General features: G+C 39.1%; 23 protein-coding genes. All 23 read left to right on the top strand.

Annotated features, from left to right (window positions below):
• Positions 1–74 precede the first annotated feature (74 nt).
• On the top strand, positions 75–755 hold the full coding sequence (prsW, locus tag M3196_RS02420; RefSeq protein ID WP_251320657.1) for a glutamic-type intramembrane protease PrsW: 681 nt from the start codon (positions 75–77) through the stop codon (positions 753–755).
• Positions 756–874: 119 nt separating this feature from the next.
• The gene (sleB, locus tag M3196_RS02415; RefSeq protein ID WP_425310968.1) at positions 875–1,708 is read left to right on the top strand and encodes a spore cortex-lytic enzyme; all 834 of its coding nucleotides are present in this window, start codon (positions 875–877) and stop codon (positions 1,706–1,708) included.
• A 20-nt stretch (positions 1,709–1,728) separates the two neighbouring features.
• Positions 1,729–3,078, top strand: a complete 1,350-nt coding sequence (ypeB, locus tag M3196_RS02410; protein ID WP_251320656.1) for a germination protein YpeB — start codon at positions 1,729–1,731, stop codon at positions 3,076–3,078.
• Positions 3,079–3,186: 108 nt separating this feature from the next.
• The gene (locus M3196_RS02405; protein WP_251320655.1) at positions 3,187–3,849 is read left to right on the top strand and encodes a flagellar brake protein; all 663 of its coding nucleotides are present in this window, start codon (positions 3,187–3,189) and stop codon (positions 3,847–3,849) included.
• A gap of 42 nt (positions 3,850–3,891) precedes the next feature.
• Positions 3,892–4,077, top strand: coding sequence for a DUF5359 family protein (locus M3196_RS22170; RefSeq protein ID WP_425310967.1), 186 nt, complete (start codon positions 3,892–3,894; stop codon positions 4,075–4,077).
• Positions 4,078–4,210: 133 nt separating this feature from the next.
• The gene (gene cmk / locus M3196_RS02400) at positions 4,211–4,885 is read left to right on the top strand and encodes a (d)CMP kinase (protein ID WP_251320654.1); all 675 of its coding nucleotides are present in this window, start codon (positions 4,211–4,213) and stop codon (positions 4,883–4,885) included.
• A 1-nt stretch (position 4,886) separates the two neighbouring features.
• Positions 4,887–5,468 carry a lysophospholipid acyltransferase family protein gene (locus tag M3196_RS02395; protein ID WP_251320653.1) on the top strand — a complete coding sequence of 194 codons (582 nt, stop codon included), beginning with the start codon at positions 4,887–4,889 and terminating at the stop codon, positions 5,466–5,468.
• An 82-nt stretch (positions 5,469–5,550) separates the two neighbouring features.
• A complete protein-coding gene (rpsA, locus tag M3196_RS02390) occupies positions 5,551–6,690 on the top strand; it encodes a 30S ribosomal protein S1 (protein ID WP_251320651.1) in 1,140 nt (379 codons plus the stop codon).
• Positions 6,691–6,783: 93 nt separating this feature from the next.
• Positions 6,784–7,389, top strand: a complete 606-nt coding sequence (locus M3196_RS02385) for a YphA family membrane protein (protein WP_251320650.1) — start codon at positions 6,784–6,786, stop codon at positions 7,387–7,389.
• 145 nt (positions 7,390–7,534) lie between these two features.
• Positions 7,535–8,848 carry a ribosome biogenesis GTPase Der gene (gene der / locus M3196_RS02380; protein ID WP_251320649.1) on the top strand — a complete coding sequence of 438 codons (1,314 nt, stop codon included), beginning with the start codon at positions 7,535–7,537 and terminating at the stop codon, positions 8,846–8,848.
• A gap of 9 nt (positions 8,849–8,857) precedes the next feature.
• Positions 8,858–9,439, top strand: coding sequence for a glycerol-3-phosphate 1-O-acyltransferase PlsY (plsY, locus tag M3196_RS02375; RefSeq protein WP_251320648.1), 582 nt, complete (start codon positions 8,858–8,860; stop codon positions 9,437–9,439).
• A gap of 20 nt (positions 9,440–9,459) precedes the next feature.
• Complete coding sequence (locus M3196_RS02370; protein ID WP_251320647.1) at positions 9,460–10,485, top strand: NAD(P)H-dependent glycerol-3-phosphate dehydrogenase; 1,026 nt, start codon at positions 9,460–9,462, stop codon at positions 10,483–10,485.
• Between the two features lie 111 nt (positions 10,486–10,596).
• Positions 10,597–10,857 (top strand): stage VI sporulation protein F, encoded by a 261-nt coding sequence (locus M3196_RS02365; protein ID WP_077364014.1) that lies wholly within the window; start codon positions 10,597–10,599, stop codon positions 10,855–10,857.
• A gap of 408 nt (positions 10,858–11,265) precedes the next feature.
• Positions 11,266–11,466 (top strand): DUF2768 domain-containing protein, encoded by a 201-nt coding sequence (locus M3196_RS02360; protein ID WP_251320646.1) that lies wholly within the window; start codon positions 11,266–11,268, stop codon positions 11,464–11,466.
• Between the two features lie 14 nt (positions 11,467–11,480).
• A complete protein-coding gene (locus tag M3196_RS02355; RefSeq protein ID WP_251320644.1) occupies positions 11,481–12,191 on the top strand; it encodes a hypothetical protein in 711 nt (236 codons plus the stop codon).
• Between the two features lie 259 nt (positions 12,192–12,450).
• A complete protein-coding gene (gene spoIVA, locus M3196_RS02350; RefSeq protein WP_251320643.1) occupies positions 12,451–13,929 on the top strand; it encodes a stage IV sporulation protein A in 1,479 nt (492 codons plus the stop codon).
• 322 nt (positions 13,930–14,251) lie between these two features.
• The gene (locus M3196_RS02345) at positions 14,252–14,524 is read left to right on the top strand and encodes an HU family DNA-binding protein (protein ID WP_066290474.1); all 273 of its coding nucleotides are present in this window, start codon (positions 14,252–14,254) and stop codon (positions 14,522–14,524) included.
• A gap of 285 nt (positions 14,525–14,809) precedes the next feature.
• Positions 14,810–15,376, top strand: coding sequence for a GTP cyclohydrolase I FolE (folE, locus tag M3196_RS02340; protein WP_251320641.1), 567 nt, complete (start codon positions 14,810–14,812; stop codon positions 15,374–15,376).
• 15 nt (positions 15,377–15,391) lie between these two features.
• Positions 15,392–15,610 carry a trp RNA-binding attenuation protein MtrB gene (gene mtrB / locus M3196_RS02335; protein ID WP_188402039.1) on the top strand — a complete coding sequence of 73 codons (219 nt, stop codon included), beginning with the start codon at positions 15,392–15,394 and terminating at the stop codon, positions 15,608–15,610.
• Between the two features lie 187 nt (positions 15,611–15,797).
• Positions 15,798–16,505, top strand: coding sequence for a heptaprenyl diphosphate synthase component 1 (locus M3196_RS02330; protein WP_251320640.1), 708 nt, complete (start codon positions 15,798–15,800; stop codon positions 16,503–16,505).
• A 4-nt stretch (positions 16,506–16,509) separates the two neighbouring features.
• A complete protein-coding gene (locus M3196_RS02325) occupies positions 16,510–17,214 on the top strand; it encodes a demethylmenaquinone methyltransferase (RefSeq protein WP_251320639.1) in 705 nt (234 codons plus the stop codon).
• A gap of 16 nt (positions 17,215–17,230) precedes the next feature.
• Positions 17,231–18,094, top strand: coding sequence for a UbiA-like polyprenyltransferase (locus M3196_RS02320; protein ID WP_338082920.1), 864 nt, complete (start codon positions 17,231–17,233; stop codon positions 18,092–18,094).
• Positions 18,091–18,681 carry a UbiX family flavin prenyltransferase gene (locus tag M3196_RS02315; RefSeq protein ID WP_251320638.1) on the top strand — a complete coding sequence of 197 codons (591 nt, stop codon included), beginning with the start codon at positions 18,091–18,093 and terminating at the stop codon, positions 18,679–18,681. Before M3196_RS02320 ends, M3196_RS02315 begins: the two co-directional genes overlap by 4 nt.
• Positions 18,682–18,685 lie beyond the last annotated feature (4 nt).

Here is an 18,685-nt window from a genome sequence, read left to right as displayed (position 1 = left end):
TTCTTATTGTTCTCTATTCCACTTCTTAAAATATCATGTTACGATAGAAAAAAACAGTAGAAAAGAGGCAGGACATGCTGGCTGTAATTTCTGCAGCGGTGGCTCCGGCTATTGCTCTATTATCATTTTTTTACCTGAAAGATAAATATGAAACTGAACCTTTATCTTTAGTGGTAAAGGTCTATATATTTGGGGTTCTTCTCGTATTTCCTGTTATGGTCCTTCAGTATGGATTCAAGGAAGAGATGAACATCCCTTTATTTGCTGATGCATTTTTAGTTAGCGGTTCACTTGAGGAATTTTTAAAATGGTTCTTAATTTTTTATGGTGCATATCTTCATGAAGAGTTTAACGAGCCTTATGATGGAATTGTATATGCTACAGCATTATCACTAGGATTTGCATCGCTCGAAAACATTTTTTATCTATATACGTTTGGTATAGAAGAAGCTTTGATCCGTGCCCTGCTTCCAGTAAGCGGCCATGCATTGTTCGGAGTAATCATGGGCTTTTATCTCGGAAAAGGAAAGTTTTCATTTGGAAGGAAAAAAGCTGTCTATATAAGTCTTTCACTAATTGTTCCCGTTCTGTTACATGGAACATTTAACTTTTTGCTCCTATCAAGTACAAAATATATTTTCTTCTATATGTTCCCATTCATGATTTTCTTGTGGTGGTTCGCACTTCGAAAAGTAAGACTTGCGAATTCCTCATTAGCTCCATATCGTAACGCTGACGCTAAGACCGGTATCTAACCGGTCTTTTTTTGTTTTATCAACAATGAGACTTTGAAATTGAATAAAAATAACCGGATTACAAATGATACATGTATAACAAGAAATGGAGATTAAAATTACAGGAGGCTAACTTTCTCATGAAAAGAAATTCAGCTTACATAAAGGGAATGTTTTGTATAATCGCCCTTTGTTTCGGGCTATTTGCTGGATTTGGTCAAAACAATGCACATGCGTTTTCAAACCAAGTCATACAACAAGGAGCAACGGGAGAAGACGTAGTCGAATTACAGTCCCGGCTACAATATTTAGGTTTTTATACAGGCCCGATTGACGGTGTTTTTGGATGGCGAACCTACTGGGCTTTAAGAAACTTTCAATATGAGTTTGGCATGAAAATTGATGGTTTAGCAGGAGGTACAACAAAGCAAAAGCTTGTAAAAGCTTCTAAGTATGATAAAGCTTGGGTAAATAAACAGATCAAAGAAGGAAAAAAGTTTACACACTATGGCGGCGTTCCAAAGAGTAAACAGTCAAAAGCTGGACCTGCAAAAGGCGGGGGACAAGCTGCGGCTAAACCGGCACAAGTAAAGCCTGCGAAAAATATTCCTGATGGATACTCGCAAAATGATATTAATTTAATGGCCAATGCTGTATATGGTGAAGCAAGGGGCGAGCCATATATCGGACAAGTAGCAGTTGCGGCAGTAATTATTAACCGTGTGGCGGATTCTCGATTTCCTAAAACGGTTTCTGGAGTAATCTTTGAACCACGTGCTTTTACGGCAGTTGCGGACGGGCAAATTTACTTAACGCCGAATCAGCAGGCGAGAAAAGCTGTTATGGATGCATTAAATGGCTGGGATCCAACAGGTGAAGCTATTTATTACTTTAATCCTGATACTGCAACATCTGGCTGGATTTGGGGCCGTCCTCAAATCAAAAAAATCGGAAAGCATATTTTTTGCAACTAAAAAAGGGGTGAATATATAAAATGATACGCACAATCCTTATCGTACTGTTGTTCGTTGCTGTAGCAGGAACCGGTTATTGGGGCTATACAGAGCACCAAGACAAAAATGCTATTCTCTTACAAGCAGAAAATAACTACCAACGGGCTTTCCATGATCTGAATTTCCATGTTGATGCGCTTCATGACAAAATCGGAGAAACGCTGGCTATGAACTCAAGAAACCAGCTTTCACCGGCATTAGCTCAAGTTTGGAGATTAACATCTGAAGCTCATAATGATGTTGGCCAGCTTCCATTAGCTCTCCTTCCTTTTACTAAAACAGAACAATTTTTATCTAAGATGGGAGAGTTCAGTTACAGAACAGCAGTTCGGGATCTAGATAAAAAACCACTTAGTGATAAAGAATATAAAACATTGAAAGATCTATACGCAAATGCATCAGAAATTCAAAATGAGCTCAGGAAAACAGAATCATTGGCTCAAAAGAACAATTTGCGCTGGATGGATGTTGAGATGGCTCTCGCTACAAATAAAACAAATGAAGATAATACAATAATTGATGGGTTTAAAACTGTTGATAAAACGGTTGAAGGATACTCAGAGGTTGATTTTGGACCTGAAGTATCCAACATGATGAAGATGCAAAACCGTAATCTCAGCCAGCTAAAAGGAAAAGAAATTACAAAAGAAGAAGCTAAGAATATTGCGATTGATTTTTTCGATCTTAAGAAAAACGTTAAGATAACAGTTGAAAAATCAGGCAAAGGTGCAAAATATGATGCGTATTCGCTAACTCTTTACAACCCTGATACAAAAGGCACAACGTATATGGACTTAACAAAAAAAGGCGGCTACCCGCTTTGGGTACTTTATGACCGAAATGTGGGTAAAGCGAAAATATCCTTAAATGATGCGATGTTCCAGGCTGAAGACTTTCTGAAAAAACATATGGACAGCAAGATGGAAATGGTATCGAGTGATCAATATGAGAATATTGCTGTTTTCACATACGCACGACTGCAAGATGATGTAAGAATCTATCCTGAAGTTGTTACTATAAAAGTTGCCCTCGACAACGGAGATATTATGGGTTATGAAGGTACTGACTTCCTGCTGGCGCATCAAGATAGACGAATTCCTACATTCAAAATTTCGGAAAAAGAAGCAAGGACAAATTTGAATCCAAAGTTTGAAGTGAAAGAAGTAAGCAAGGCATTAATCAAAAATGATATAAATGAAGAAGTGTTCTGCTACGAATTCCTTGGAGTACTTGGAAATGAAACATATCAAGTGTTTATTAATGCAGAAAATGGAAATGAAGAAGAAGTGAAAAAACTCAAAGAAGCGGAACCTTCTTATAATGAAATCTAAAAATACACAAGCAAAATTTCGCTTTTTGAAATTTTGCTTTTTCTTTTTTTTAATAACTGTCATAATAAGGTAAAGCTATAGAAATGCAATTTTTTGGAGGAAAGATTTATGATTGCTGTAGGTGAACCTTTATATTTGGAACCGTTATTTTCCGATAAAAAAGATAAGTACAGATGCAAAATATGTGAAGTGAAAGGTGACAAACTTTATATTGATTATCCAAGCAATGAGGCGACCAACAGGACTGAGTATTTTTTTGATGGAACACAGTTCAAAGCCTCTTATGTTGACAAAGAAAAAAATGTATTCACTTTCCGTACCGAACTGCTTGGCAGGAAAATCGAAAAGATTCCTGTATTGATCATTACTTTACCTAAAGAAGAAGAAATACATAAAATTCAGCGAAGAGAGTTTGTAAGGGTAGAAACGCTGCTCGACACAGCCGTAAAAAATTCAGATGACTTGTATCCTCCATTTAATTCAGTGGTACTTGATCTAAGTGCAGGGGGAATGCTGCTGTCTTTGCCTCTTAAGCACACTGTTTCAAAGGGAGATATGCTGGAATGTTTAACCGTTCTGCCTATGCAATCCGGTGAAAAAATTTACCTCGACCTTACATGTAATGTTTTGAGGATTTTGGATGGGCATGCAAAAGACAGACAAAGAGCACCGCTTCAGTTTGAAAATATTGATCAAAAAGCAAGACAGCATATTATTAGATTTTGTTTTGAACAGCAGCTTCTAATGAAAAAGAAGGAAAAACAAATCTAGAATAGTTATCTTTTTAATGGGAAAACTACACCCGAAAAGAAGGTGACTATTATTAAACGTCTAGAACGTATATTAATTCAGCTTGCTATTGTTCATTTTATTCTTTTAATCTTATCTCAGGTTTTCTTGGAGATCCCTTCCTTTAAAATGTATACAAACAAAAGCATATATTATGAAGGAGTTATTAATGGCGAAAGAGAGCCTGCTTTGGAAACGATAGACCGTTAAGAAAGAAATGTGGTAAGATAGATATAGATTTAATCTGTCATTTTCAGATTATGTACAGAGAAAAAAGCAGGGGATTTCTACCTGCTTTTTATTGCTATGTTTACATGGTCATAGGTATGGGGTAGGAGGAAACATGAAAAAATTATTATCGATTGCCATTGATGGCCCTGCTGGAGCAGGAAAAAGCACGGTAGCAAAGCAAGTCGCTGAGCGCCTTTCTTTTATTTATATTGATACTGGTGCCATGTACAGGGCATTAACCTATAAAGCTCTTTCATTAGGAGCGGATTTAAATAACGGAAAGGTTCTCGAATCTGTCCTTGAAACAACTGAAATCGAGCTTGTTAAAACAGAAGAAGGACAAGCTGTCTATTTAGATGGAAAGGACGTTTCCAAAGAGATTCGATCAGCAGAAGTTACGAATAACGTTTCATTTGTTGCACGACAAAAAGAAGTGCGGATCGAAATGGTCAAAAGACAGCAGCTGCTTGCCGAATCAGGCGGAGTCGTTATGGATGGCCGTGATATAGGGACGCATGTAATGCCAAATGCAGAGTTAAAAATTTTCTTAATCGCATCAGTGGAAGAACGCGCACGCAGAAGATATGAAGAGAACGTTGCAAAAGGCTTCCCGGCAGATTTTGAGCTATTAAAAAGCGAAATATCGCTTAGAGATAAACGGGACAGTGAACGGGAAACTGCTCCATTAAGAAAAGCAGAAGATGCTATTGAACTGGATACAACAAGCATGACCATCGATGAAGTAGTTTCAAGCATTCTTCACTATGCAGAGGAAAGGGCACGTTAATATGAAGCTTTATTCTTTCGGAAAATGGCTTTGCGGTACCTATTTAAAGAGCACTTATAAACCTGAAATCGTCGGAGCAGAGAATATGCCTGAAGCTGGAGGCGTGCTTCTTTGCACAAATCATATTCATAACTATGATCCTCCTCTAGTTGGTGTAGCTTCACCAAGAGAAGTACACTTCATGGCAAAGGCTGAGCTTTTTTCAGTACCAGTTTTAAAACATATACTGCCAAAGATTAATGCATTCCCTGTTAAGAGGGGAATGAGTGACAAAACTGCATTAAAGACGGGCATGAACCTTTTAAAAGAAGGAAAAGTAGTAGGACTCTTTCCTGAAGGGACTAGAAGCAAAACGGGTGAAATTGGAGAAGGTTTAGCTGGCGCAGGATTCTTTGCACTTAAATCTGAAGCCCATATTGTCCCATGTGCCATTGTTGGCCAGTATAATAAGGGCGAAAAGCTGAAGATTGTCTTTGGAAAGCCGATAGACTTTACACATCTACGGGAGCAAAAAGCTTCCGCTAAAGAAGCTACAGAGCTTATAATGGAACATATAAGACAATTAAAGATAAATAACGAATAACAGCGATTCTTGATTATGTTAATGTTCTTTCGTAGAGAAAGTTCAATAAATTAATTTTTAATTTTTTGAGGAGGGCACGAACATGACAGAGGAAATGAGCGCAAGTTTAACAAATGCTACCCAAGCCGAAACAGGCAAAATCGTTACAGGTACGGTTTTAAAAGTAGAAGACAAACACGCGTTAGTTGATATCAGCGCTAAACAAGACGCATTTTTACCAATTAATGAGGTTTCAAGTCTTTTTATTGAAAAGGTAAGTGACGTGTTAAATGAGGGAGATCAAATCACTGTTAAAGTACTTTCTCATACAGAGGACAAGCTTCTTGTATCTAAAAAAGCAGTAGATACTGAAAAGTCCTGGTCTGAGCTGCAAGAAAAATATGAGGCAAAAGAAACTTTCGAGGTTACTGTACATGACGTTGTTAAGGGCGGACTTGTTGTAGACTTAGGTGTTCGTGCTTTTATCCCTGCATCTATGGTTGAGTCTCATTTTGTAGAAGACTTTTCCGATTATAAAGGTAAAAAACTATCCGTTAAAATTGTAGAACTGGATGCTGAAAAAGGCCGTGTCATTTTATCACATCGTGCCGTATCCGAAGAGGAAGAGGCTGGAAGAAAACAAGAGATATTGGATCGATTAGCTCCCGGAGAGATTATTGAAGGTAAAGTTCAACGATTGACGGATTTTGGTGCATTCGTTGATATCGGCGGAGTAGACGGATTAGTCCATGTTTCACAGCTTTCACATAACCGTATTAATAACCCGGCAGAGGTATTAAGTGAAGGAGAAACAGTTAAAGTTAAGGTACTTTCTGTTGACCGCGACAACGACCGTATTTCACTTTCCATAAAGGAAACACAGCCTGGACCATGGGAAGAAGCGAGTTCTTCTATTAAGCCGGGAAGCGTTATTGAGGGTACAGTAAAACGAATTGTTACATTTGGAGCTTTCGTAGAAGTGGCACCTGGAATTGAAGGCCTCGTGCATATTTCAGAGATGGCAAACCGCCATATTGGTAATCCAAGTGAAGTGGTCAAAGAAGGTCAGAAAGTGTCTGTTAAAGTACTTGATGTGAACAGCAAAGAAAAAAGAATGAGCTTAAGCATGAAAGCTGTTCAAGATGAGAAAGAAAAAGAGAACCTGAAAAATAACCTGCCAAAAGAAGAAAAAGGTTTCTCGTTAGCAGAAATGATTGGCGACCAGCTGAAAGAATACAAGTAAAATCAGATTGCAGCTCCCGTATTTTATTCGGGAGCTTTTTTATGCGGTTAAGGTTTGCCTGGAAGTGGCATAATGCTACCGAGGTGACAATGCATGAATGATGGTATACTTTTTTATTGGTTCATGTGGATGGGATGGACAGCAGCGACATTTCTATTTGAAAAAAATCAAAAAAGAAATGTGATCGTATTTATTCTTTTGCCAGGAATCATTTTGTCCGGTTATTTCATTCCTTTTTCTAATGGATCTGTAAATGCTGCGCTTATCTATTTTTTGTGTACGGGACTTGTTTATGTTATTTCCAACGCAAAAAATCTTTTCTATTATTTAATTGTCAGTTTTATAATCGCAACAAGCTACGTGACGCTACATGTATTTGCCCTTTATGATCCTGCGAAACTATTCATAGAAAAGAAATATCTGTTTATCATTGTATTGGCTGCTATAACATTTCTATTATGCAAAAGGACGAATGACTTATTCTTTCTGCCCTTAATCGGTTTTTTTATAGGAGAAACATTATTTCAGCTCTTGATATACAGACTTAGCGGTCAAATAGAAATAGGTTCCATGTTTGTACTGGATTTGCTAGCTTCAACTACAATGATGATGTTTTGTATGGTAATATTGACAGATATGTTCAAAACATTTAAACGTGTCCCTTACAAGAGGGTCAATCCGGCCAAACAAATTTCATAAACGGATATAATTATTAAGTTGTCTAAAACATGAAGAATTTGCTAAAATAAGTGGAATTGTCTAATTTATTGTGACTAACAATTGATGATGAACGCATAAAGAATAATGATGATTGAATTGATCAGGAAAAAAGGGAAGTGTCAACATGTCTAAACCAGTTTTAGCTATAGTAGGGAGACCGAATGTTGGGAAATCTACTATTTTTAACAGAATTGCGGGTGACCGTATTTCAATCGTAGAAGATATGCCAGGTGTAACCCGGGACCGCATTTATAGTTCAGCAGAATGGCTGAACACAGAATTCAACTTAATTGATACAGGCGGAATCGAAATAAGTGATGCTCCGTTCATGAGCCAGATGAAAGAACAAGCTGAACTCGCAATTGAGGAAGCAGATGTTATTTTATTTTTAGTGGATGGCATGAATGGTATTACTGCCGCTGATGAAGAAGTGGCAAAAATGCTATTCCGTTCTAAAAAGCCAGTCGTTTTAGGTGTTAATAAAATTGATAATCCGGAAAGAAAAGAGCTCTTATATGAGTTTTACAGTTTAGGAATGGGAGAACCAATCGGGGTATCAGGAACGCACGGTATCGGCCTCGGAGATCTGCTTGATCAGGTTGTCAGCCACTTTCCTGAGCGTCCAGAGGAAGAGAAAGATGAAGATACCATCTACTTCTCCTTAATCGGAAGACCGAATGTGGGAAAATCATCCTTAGTAAATGCAATATTAGGAAAAGAACGAGTAATTGTAAGTAATATTGCCGGTACAACAAGAGATGCTATTGATTCCAGTTTCGAGCGTGAAGATCAAAAATACGTGATTATCGATACGGCTGGAATGCGCAAGCGCGGGAAAGTTTACGAGACGACTGAAAAATACAGCGTGATGCGAGCGATGAAAGCGATCGAACGTTCCGATGTTGTCCTTATGGTAATTGATGCAGAAGAAGGCATCATTGAGCAAGATAAGAAAGTGGCAGGTTTTGCACACGAAGCTGGTAAAGCTGTTGTGATCGTCGTTAATAAATGGGATGCGATTGAAAAAGATGACAAAACGATGCAAAAGTTTGAACAGAAGATTCGTGATCATTTCCTTTATTTGTCTTATGCACCGATCGTTTTTGTTTCTGCAAAAACAAAGCAAAGACTTCACCAGCTGTTCCCGGTAATTAATCAAGTTGCAGAAAACCATTCGCTGCGAGTTCAAACAAACATTTTGAATGAAGTTATTATGGATGCCGTTGCGATGAATCCTGCACCTATGGATAATGGAAAACGTCTAAAAATTAACTATGCTACACAAGTTGCATCAAAACCGCCGACATTTGTCATCTTTGTTAACGATCCTGAGCTTTTCCATTTTTCATATAAGAGATTTTTGGAGAATAGAATCCGGGAAACTTTTGGTTTTGTCGGTACACCAATAAAAATATTTGCCAGAAAGAAAAACGATTAAGGTAGCAATATGATGTGGATGATCCTCATCTTATTATCTTATTGCTTAGGTTCTGTCAGTTTTAGTTATTTGCTGACAAAAGTGATGAGAAATGAAGATATCAGAAAACATGGAAGCGGTAATGCAGGTGCCACCAACACACTTAGAGTTCTTGGCAAGGGACCTGCCATCGCGGTCCTGCTGCTTGACTGTTTAAAAGGAATATTATCTGTTTCTGTGCCATTTTGGCTTGGATATGGACCGTTTATTGCAGTGCTCTGCGGATTTGCTGCGGTAATCGGCCACAATTATCCGGTCTTCTTTGGATTTAAAGGCGGCAAAGGGGTGGCGACTACAATTGGTGTTTTTGCTGCAGTATCTTTTTTTCCTTCTTTTATAGCAGGTGTTATTGCTATTTTGACGATTTGGATCACACGTTTTGTTTCTTTAGGGTCGATTGTCTTTTTAGTCTTGACTCCTTTTTTTATGCTGTATCATTACAGCCTTCCTGTTTCCGCTATTATTGCTGGAGGCTGGATTTCGATTGTTTCGGTTTGGCGGCATAGGGGAAATATTCAAAGGCTGCTAAATGGGACCGAGCGAAAAATTTAATAACTTGGAGTGTGACATAAATGGATAATGTTGCTGTATTAGGTGCTGGAAGCTGGGGAACCGCTCTTGCTATCGTATTAGCTGATAATGGTCATAATGTCCGCTTATGGGGACGCAGAGAAGAACAAGTTTTAGAGATCAATGAAGAGCATCGTAATGAGAAATACTTGCCTGGTGTTGTTCTTCCTGAAAACTTAAAAGCATCTGTTAAGCTTGAAGAATGTATAGAAGGCGCAGATATCCTCGTTCTCGTAACCCCTACAAAAGCGATGAGAGATGTACTCGGCCAGCTTAAAGATTCTTTAACACGCAAAGTCACTATTGTTCATGCCAGCAAAGGTATTGAACCAGGTACATATAAACGAATTTCAGAAATCATTGAAGAAGAGCTGCCGTCATCCCTTTTGGAAGCGGTAGTTGTACTATCAGGACCAAGCCATGCGGAGGAAGTTTCGTTAAGACAGCCAACAACTGTTACTGTCTCATCTGAAAATACAGAAGTTGCAGAAAAGGTCCAGGATCTGTTTATCAACCAAAATTTCCGTGTATACACAAACCCGGATGTAATTGGTGTTGAACTTGGCGGCGCGTTAAAAAATATTATTGCTTTAGGTGCGGGACTTTCTGACGGATTAGGATATGGGGATAATGCAAAAGCGGCATTGATCACGAGAGGCCTCGCGGAAATCGCTCGTCTTGGTACACATATGGGTGCAAACCCGCTAACTTTTTCTGGTTTAACAGGAATTGGGGATTTAATCGTGACTTGTACGAGCGTACATAGCAGGAACTGGCGCGCAGGTAATATGCTTGGCAAAGGAATGGCGCTCAATGATGTTCTCGAAAACATGGGTATGGTTGTGGAAGGAGTAAGAACAACACAAGCTGCTTATGAACTTAGCAAGAGAGAACAAGTTGAAATGCCCATAACACAAGTGCTTTACGATGTCCTTTTTAACAATAAAGCAGCAAAACAGGCTGTAGATGATCTGATGCAGCGCTCCCGAACACATGAAGTCGAAGATGTTTCTTCCTTAAAAAGCTGATAATCAATAGGCGAGTGTCTAGAAAAATTTAGGCAATCGCCTTTTTTCTTTTCACCCTTCTTTACTTATTGCATACGATAGGGTGAAAAGGAAGTGGGAGGAGGACTTCAGGTGGAACGTGAACAACAATTTTTTGACAAGATTGAAAAGAAAACAAGTGTTAAAAAGGATGATATTTTCAAACTTGCACAATCCGTAAGCGGATCAAATCTACGTGATGAGCGCACGATTCGAATGCTGATTTCCCAAGTATCTTCTATGGCTGGGGTAGCTGTCACGAAACAGAAGGAAGACCAGATCGTTCAGGCTGTATTAAACAATAATATCCCGTTAGATCTGGCAACTCTATCCAAGATGTTCGACGGAAAATAAACAATTAATGTTGGGATTAATTGGGGAGATAAGGGAGTATTTAGTCAAACACCCGGTTGGAGCCGGGTGTTTTTTTGGTGGGGTTACCGGGTATCCGAACGGCGAAATTTGTCAGAATGGGTCGACTCGTGGTTATTTTGCAATCAACGTGGATTTATTTCAACTAACGCGAGAAAAAAGTGAACTAACGTGGGATTAATACGATTACCGTGGGAATCATTGCTCTAATACCTTGTGGGGTATTAATAAAACGACTTTTTCGTTCGTCGAAACTGGAACTGGATTGACTTACGACAGCTAATCCTGACACAAGGAGATGGGTTAGCAGAGTTTTATTCTTATACGAAATGAAGATTAAAGAAACATAACAAATTATGCTATAATGTACGATGGACAAGGAGGATACATATGAGTGAAGGTTTATTGAAAATGTGGGTGGCGTTATCTGCCATCGGTCTAATGTTTATTGCTGTTTTTTCAATCATGTTCAGCCGTTCCAAGCTAACTGGCATATTTCAGGGAATCGTTTCTTTCTTTGCATGGATCTGTATGATAGTGGCTGGAATACTAATTCTAATCGTCGTTTTTAGCGGACCTGTACAAGGGTAAAGGAGGATATTAATTTGCAAAAAAAATGGCTGATTCTCTCACTACTTATCCTTTTTACTCTCTCAGGATGCTTATACCCGGAAGAAAGAAAGACGCAAAACCGCATGCCTTACCAAGATCAGATTACAGCAGTTCAGACAGCTGTAGAAAACTTTCAGAAGGATACCGGTGTTCTGCCTATTAAAACAAAAGAAGCAGACACGGATATCTATCAAAAATACTTGATTGATTTTAATAAGCTAGTGCCAAAATATATGCAAGAACCGCCTGGCAACTCTTTTGAAAAAGGTGGTACTTTTCAATATGTATTGATCAATGTTGAAACAAAACCTACAGTTAAACTGGCAGATCTCGTTTTAACAGATAAGGTTCAGGATGTTCAGGTTGCGTTAAATATCTATATGGCAAAACACCAGTACCCCCCATTTAAGAAGATTGAGGCACAAGGAAGATATACTCTTGATTATAAAAAATTAGGATTTAAAGAAGATCCGTTCGTAAAGAGTCCTTTTACTGGCAAGAAACTGCCCTTAATGGTAAATGGTGACGCGAAAATTTTTATAGATTATAGAAAAGACTTAAATCCTGCGATCGAAAGCTATAAAGATGAATTGCACAAGCATGAAGATATCCGTCATCTGCTAGCGGAGCATTCCTTTTTTGTACCCATCTATTCCGTTCCATATCAAGCAGAAAACAACAAGCCTGTTTTTTTAATAAAATAGGCATGAACTCTCCCTTTTTCTAATACATTCATAGAAAAGGCGGAGAGATTTTTTTTGGAAATCCTTTTAACGAAACAAGCTTCATAGTTTCATCGGTAGGCACTGTAGTGCGCCCTCCCGTTTTAATGGAACTATACAACAGAGAAAAGAGGTTCCAATAAAAATTTCCGTTCCTTTGTCATAATCAGTAGGACAAAATCATACGATGTATTGTCCAAGACTAGCATCCGGAACTTTATTTGGATCGGGAGGGAAACGAATGGAAAAAATCGATATTTTTAAAGATATCGCCGAAAGGACGGGCGGAGATATCTACTTAGGCGTAGTAGGAGCAGTAAGAACGGGTAAATCCACATTCATTAAGAAATTCATGGAGCTTGTAGTTCTGCCGAACATTGAAAATGAAGCAGAACGTCAACGCGCTCAGGATGAATTGCCGCAAAGTGCAGCTGGACGTACCATTATGACCACTGAGCCCAAATTTGTTCCTAACAATGCGGTAAAGATTAATGTAGGTGAAGGGCTTGATGTAAACGTTCGGCTTGTCGACAGTGTAGGTTATGCTGTTCCAAGCGCAAAAGGCTACGAAGATGAAAACGGGCCGAGAATGATTCATACACCTTGGTATGATGAGCCGATCCCGTTTCATGAAGCTGCAGAAATTGGAACAAGAAAAGTTATACAAGAACATTCAACACTTGGTGTGGTAGTAACTACGGATGGCTCGATTGGAGAGATCCCCAGATACGATTATGTGGAATCAGAAGAACGTGTTGTTGCTGAGTTAAAAGAAGTTGGAAAACCATTCATCATGCTGATTAACTCTACTCATCCGCACCATCCAGATACACAGCAGCTTCGTACTGAACTTTGCGAAAAATATGATATCCCTGTACTTGCAATGAGTGTTGAAGGCATGACAGAACACGATATCAATAATGTTCTTCGTGAAGCTTTATATGAGTTCCCTGTATTAGAAGTCAATGTAAATCTCCCTAGCTGGGTTATGGTGCTTAGAGAGAATCATTGGCTGCGGGAAAGCTATGAGGAAGCAGTCAGAGAAACAGTGCAGGACATTAAACGTCTGCGTGATGTAGATAAAGTAGTCGGTTTCTTCGCAAACTATGATTTTATTGATGATGCGAGACTTGCGGGTATTGAGATGGGTCAAGGGATCGCTGAGATCGATTTGTTCGCTCCGGATTATTTGTACGATCAAATCTTAAAAGAAGTAGTTGGAGTAGAGATTCGAGGAAAAGATCATTTGCTTCAGCTGATGCAGGAATTTGCATATGCAAAAACAGAATATGATCAAGTGGCAGACGCACTAAGAATGGTAAAGCAGACGGGTTATGGAATTGCTGCTCCTGCTATCACGGACATGAGCTTGGATGAGCCGGAAATTATTCGCCAGGGATCAAGATTTGGTGTCCGGTTAAAGGCGATTGCTCCATCGATTCATATGATTAAAGTTGATGTAGAATCTGAATTCGCCCCAATCATCGGCACAGAAAAACAAAGTGAGGAAATGCTCAGATATTTAATGCAGGACTTTGAAGAAGATCCATTGTCAATCTGGAATTCAGATATCTTTGGAAGGTCATTAAATTCTATCGTAAGAGAAGGAATTCAAGGGAAGATTTCTCTAATGCCGGAAAATGCCAGATATAAATTAAAAGAGACACTTGAACGTATTATAAATGAGGGTTCAGGCGGTTTAATTGCCATTATTTTATAACTGGAAGACTCCTATAACCGGGAGTCTTTTTTTTGCTTTTTAACAGATAAATAGTAAAAAAGATTTGCGGTACAAGGGAGACTTTTCTACCTGTTCTACCATGAATTTTGTAAAAAAAGGTCTAAAAATAAGGAATTTTAAGGGTTGAAACGCCAAAAACGTCGAAAAAAGATTGAATTCTTTAAACGAATCGTATAATATAAGGCTTGTCAAAGATAAAATTAGTAAAATCCTGTATATTACATAAGAAATCAATGCTTTTAAAAAAAAGATTTCACTACCGATATTTCTATAGAGAATTCCTTGAGAGGAGGTGAATGGAATGAACAAGACTGATCTTATCAATGCAGTATCTGAGCAAGCTCAGCTTTCTAAGAAAGATGCATCTAAAGCAGTTGACGCTGTTTTCGAAGCGATCACTGGCACTCTTCAAAGTGGAAGCAAGGTACAGCTTATCGGTTTTGGTAACTTTGAAGTTCGTGAGCGTGCAGCTCGTAAAGGCCGCAACCCGCAAACTGGACAAGAAATCGAAATCTCTGCAAGCAAAGTTCCTGCTTTCAAACCAGGGAAAGCCCTTAAGGACGCTGTTAAATAATCTATACATAGGGCAAAAAGACCGTGTTTCTTTCGCGGTCTTTTTTTATTTTGCTTTTAAACGGTTTGGGTCGAAGAGGCTGAATCCTAAATCAACGAAAATCTAGTTTTATCACCAAACCCACTATTTTTAGCAATCCTGCTCCTAATCCATGATGCATGCTTTCTATAATTAATCATCTTTCAATTTTTCATCTTGTTCTGTAAGGGGTTTCTCCTTTTGCTATTCTCCTTGCAGTATGCTAAAATTTTGCTATTGTGTTATTGGAATTGGAGGACAAAGAGCGTGGCAGAAGTTCAACGTGAGAAAATTGAAACCGCAGTAAAAATGATACTTGAAGCTATTGGGGAAGACCCTGAAAGAGAGGGTTTAATAGATACACCGAAACGAGTGGCAAAAATGTATGAAGAAGTCTTTCAAGGCTTGAATCAAGATCCCAAAGAGCATTTTGCTACTATTTTCGGAGAAGATCATGAAGAGTTAGTATTGGTGAAAGATATACCGTTTTATTCAATGTGTGAACATCACTTAGTGCCTTTCTTTGGCAAAGCGCATATTGGCTACATACCAAAGGGCGGCAAAGTTACAGGACTCAGTAAACTAGCCAGAGCAGTGGAAGCTGTAACTAAGAGACCGCAGCTCCAGGAGAGAATTACGTCTACCATTGCAAACAGCTTGCTTGAAACCCTCGAACCGCATGGCGTAATTGTTGTGATTGAAGCAGAGCATATGTGTATGACGATGCGCGGTGTGAAAAAGCCTGGATCTATGACGGTTACATCAGCAGTTCGCGGAGTGTTCGAGAAAGATCCAGCGGCAAGAGCAGAGGTTTTAAGTTTAATTCGAAATTAAGGAGGGTTTCCAGCAATGAAATCAGATTTTGACTTTTTTGTTATAAAAGCTAAAGAAAATGGTGTAAATGTGATTGGATTAACCCGAGGAACAGAAACAAGATTTCATCATTCCGAAAAGTTGGATAAAGGTGAAGTCATGATCGCTCAATTTACCGAGCATACTTCTGCTGTGAAAGTTAGAGGGAAAGCTGTGATCTATACGAAACATGGTGAAGTGGATACAGAATCTTAAGCGGGAGTTTCAGCAAAGAAACAACTAACCGTCGTGCAGCAAAATGTTTGTTTTCATAAATGCCGATGGAAGGGCTAGGCGGTCAGCCTAGTTTTCTTTATGTCCGAAATAACGATTGAAACCGTCATTACTTGGCGACTATGTTATAATAATGAGGCGCATTTCGCTGTATCTTTGGAGGTATATGATGAACACCATGGAACAAATTCAACGTTTAAAACAGCATACACTTTTACTGATGCAGCACAGTTATGTGGATAAGTATTTGCAGCCTCCGGTGTTCGATGAAGCGAAAGTGTTTATTACATACTGTCTGCTCCGTGAACTCCAATTGGATGAAGCAGTTGAGGCAGAATATTTCAGTTCAATCCTTTTAATTCAGTCTGCTCTTGATCGTCATGACGATATTCTGGAAGAAGAAGTTGTTTCGAATAAGAAGAAAAGGCAGCTTGTTGTTTTATCAGGTGATTATTTCAGCAGCCTTTATTATCTGTTATTAGCACGCTGCGAGAATCTGGATCTGATTTCTAAATTGTCAGATGCTGTGCAAAAAATTAATGAACATAAAACGTTTTTGCATGATTTTCATCAGATGAAAAATAACAGTGTTGATTACATAAGCACTGTTGGAAAGATTGAGAGCTTGCTCTATACAAAGGCAGCGGAATCTTTCGGTCTGCAAAAATATATTCCCTTTATTGAGCGTTATCTTCTCATTTCCAGCTATCAGAAGAGAGAAATGAGGATAACCTTGCAAAAGGATCAGTTAACTTACTTGATAACATGTGAAACTGACCTCAGAGAAAAAAAAGTAGAGATGCCTTCAGTTTTTCACAGGGAAGACTGCGCCATTTATAAAAGCACCGAAAATGACTTAATGTTAGGAGAGGGTTAATCCGATGTTGAGCAAAGAAGAACGGGTTCACTCTGTATTTGAGAAGATCTCTGATCAGTATGACTATATGAACGACCTGATCAGTTTCAAACAGCACACCAGATGGCGCAATGATACGATGAAGCGGATCAGTGTCAAACCAGGCGATAAATGTCTAGATGTTTGCTGCGGAACGGGTGAGTGGACATTTGCACTTGCTGAAGCTGCAGGAGAGAACGGACAGGTTACAGGTTTAGATTTTAGTGAGAATATGCTTAAGGTCGGACGTGAAAAATTAAAGAAGCGTTTTCTGCCGCAAGTTACTTTTATTCATGGAAATGCAATGGAACTGCCGTTTGAAGATCATTCGTTTGATGTGGTTACGATCGGGTTCGGCCTTAGAAATGTACCTGATTATTTGCAGGCACTTAAAGAGATGGCGAGAGTTGTAAAGCCTGGCGGAAGAGTTGTGTGTCTTGAAACATCGCATCCGACTGTTCCAGTATTTAAACAGGTATTCAAACTTTATTTTACGCACATTATGCCTGTCTTCGGAAAGCTGTTTGCGAAAAGCTACCAGGAGTATTCATGGCTGCAAGAATCAACCGAAGCTTTTTTAACGAAAGAAGAGCTGAAGGAGCTTTTTCAAAAGTCAGGACTTATTGATATTGAAGTGAAATCGTATGCAATGGGTGCTGCCGCTATGCATACAGGTAAAAAACCGCAATAGAAGAGAGCGTTGAAGTGTGTGGAAAAAAATTAAAATTATTTTAGAAATGATTAAGTTTGAACATACTATTTTTGCTCTGCCGTTTGCCTTTTTAGGAGCAATCATGGGGAGCCTGGTTGAAGAGGGATCCATGCCTTCATTATCTGAATGGTTATGGATAACGCTTGCTATGGTTGGTGCAAGAAGTTCCGCTATGGCACTAAACCGTGCGATAGATTCAGAGATTGATGGTGCGAATCCAAGAACAAAGACCCGCGCTATTCCAGCAAAGCTAATAAATAGAGGGGAAGTATACTTATTTATAGCGGCATCATTGGCATTATTGTTTGTCAGTGCCTATCAGCTGAACGCGCTTTCTGTAAAATTGCTCCCGCTTGCCGTTTTCTTTCTTGTTATTTATTCGTACACGAAGCGTTTTACTTATCTTTGCCACATTGTTCTTGGTATTACGATTGCGATCGCCCCTCTTGGCGGTTGGGTAGGTGCGACAGGAACATTGAGTCAAGAAGCCTTTCTGTTATTCTTCGGAGTTCTTTTTTGGACTGCCGGATTTGATGTGATCTACGCGACACAGGATGCAGAATATGACAAGTCACACGGACTGTATTCCATTCCGTCCGCTTTCGGTATTGGAAATGGACTAGTGATTGCTAGATTGCTGCATGCTGCTAGTTTCATAGCTTTTATCACATTGGGTGTTGTTTCTGGAATGGGCTGGATCTACTACCTTGGAGTGTTAATCTCGGGTGCGATCATGGTCTATGAGCATTCACTTGTAAAACCTCATGATCTTTCTAAGCTTGATGTTGCATTCTTTACGATGAACGGTATTTTAAGTGTTGTTATGTTTATTTTTTCAATAGGGGACCTTTTATTATGAAAACTTTTACAATAGGGATTACAGGTGCGAGCGGAGCTGTTTACGGCATCAGACTCGTACAGGAAATCCTGAAGAACGGACACAAGGTGCATCTTGTGGTGACAGAAGCCGGATGGCAAGTATTCAAGGAAGAGCTTCTATGGGATACTGGTAACAGAGAAGCTTGTTTGGAAGAGCATTTTGCAATTTTTGGCAAAAAGCGTTTCCATTACCACACATTGCGTGATTTTAATGCACCAATCGCGAGCGGTTCTTATCAGAATGACGGCATGGTGATCATCCCTTGTTCGATGGGGACGTTATCTGGAATTGCTCACGGCGCTTCTGGCAACCTGTTAGAACGGACTGCAGATGTGATGCTGAAAGAGAGCCGAAAACTTATATTAGTACCTAGGGAAACACCGCTTCATAAGATACATCTTGAAAATATGATAAAAGTTACAGAAGCTGGAGGAAAAATTGTTCCGGCAATGCCTGGGTTTTATCATCTGCCTAAGTCGATGGATGATCTCGTTAACTTCTTAGTAGGGAAAGTTCTGGATAACTTAGGTGTTCACCATGAATTGTTTACGCGCTGGGGAGACTGATAGA

It is taken from the genome of Fictibacillus nanhaiensis, assembly GCF_023715445.1.
Classification (GTDB): domain Bacteria; phylum Bacillota; class Bacilli; order Bacillales; family Fictibacillaceae; genus Fictibacillus; species Fictibacillus nanhaiensis_D.
This window is presented reverse-complemented; position numbering and strand designations above follow the sequence as displayed.

Excerpts from the sequence above, each read along its gene's own strand:
- sleB (WP_425310968.1), top strand. The coding sequence starts at position 875 with ATGAAAAGAAATTCAGCTTACATAAAGGGAATGTTTTGTATAATCGCC.
- ypeB (WP_251320656.1), top strand. The coding sequence starts at position 1,729 with ATGATACGCACAATCCTTATCGTACTGTTGTTCGTTGCTGTAGCAGGA.
- rpsA (WP_251320651.1), top strand. The coding sequence starts at position 5,551 with ATGACAGAGGAAATGAGCGCAAGTTTAACAAATGCTACCCAAGCCGAA.
- plsY (WP_251320648.1), top strand. The coding sequence starts at position 8,858 with ATGATGTGGATGATCCTCATCTTATTATCTTATTGCTTAGGTTCTGTC.
- M3196_RS02345 (WP_066290474.1), top strand. The coding sequence starts at position 14,252 with ATGAACAAGACTGATCTTATCAATGCAGTATCTGAGCAAGCTCAGCTT.
- cmk (WP_251320654.1), top strand. The coding sequence starts at position 4,211 with ATGAAAAAATTATTATCGATTGCCATTGATGGCCCTGCTGGAGCAGGA.
- M3196_RS02395 (WP_251320653.1), top strand. The coding sequence starts at position 4,887 with ATGAAGCTTTATTCTTTCGGAAAATGGCTTTGCGGTACCTATTTAAAG.
- M3196_RS02330 (WP_251320640.1), top strand. The coding sequence starts at position 15,798 with ATGAACACCATGGAACAAATTCAACGTTTAAAACAGCATACACTTTTA.
- M3196_RS02360 (WP_251320646.1), top strand. The coding sequence starts at position 11,266 with ATGAGTGAAGGTTTATTGAAAATGTGGGTGGCGTTATCTGCCATCGGT.
- M3196_RS02325 (WP_251320639.1), top strand. The coding sequence starts at position 16,510 with ATGTTGAGCAAAGAAGAACGGGTTCACTCTGTATTTGAGAAGATCTCT.
- spoIVA (WP_251320643.1), top strand. The coding sequence starts at position 12,451 with ATGGAAAAAATCGATATTTTTAAAGATATCGCCGAAAGGACGGGCGGA.
- der (WP_251320649.1), top strand. The coding sequence starts at position 7,535 with ATGTCTAAACCAGTTTTAGCTATAGTAGGGAGACCGAATGTTGGGAAA.
- M3196_RS02385 (WP_251320650.1), top strand. The coding sequence starts at position 6,784 with ATGAATGATGGTATACTTTTTTATTGGTTCATGTGGATGGGATGGACA.
- M3196_RS02405 (WP_251320655.1), top strand. The coding sequence starts at position 3,187 with ATGATTGCTGTAGGTGAACCTTTATATTTGGAACCGTTATTTTCCGAT.
- M3196_RS02370 (WP_251320647.1), top strand. The coding sequence starts at position 9,460 with ATGGATAATGTTGCTGTATTAGGTGCTGGAAGCTGGGGAACCGCTCTT.
- mtrB (WP_188402039.1), top strand. The coding sequence starts at position 15,392 with ATGAAATCAGATTTTGACTTTTTTGTTATAAAAGCTAAAGAAAATGGT.
- prsW (WP_251320657.1), top strand. The coding sequence starts at position 75 with ATGCTGGCTGTAATTTCTGCAGCGGTGGCTCCGGCTATTGCTCTATTA.
- M3196_RS02315 (WP_251320638.1), top strand. The coding sequence starts at position 18,091 with ATGAAAACTTTTACAATAGGGATTACAGGTGCGAGCGGAGCTGTTTAC.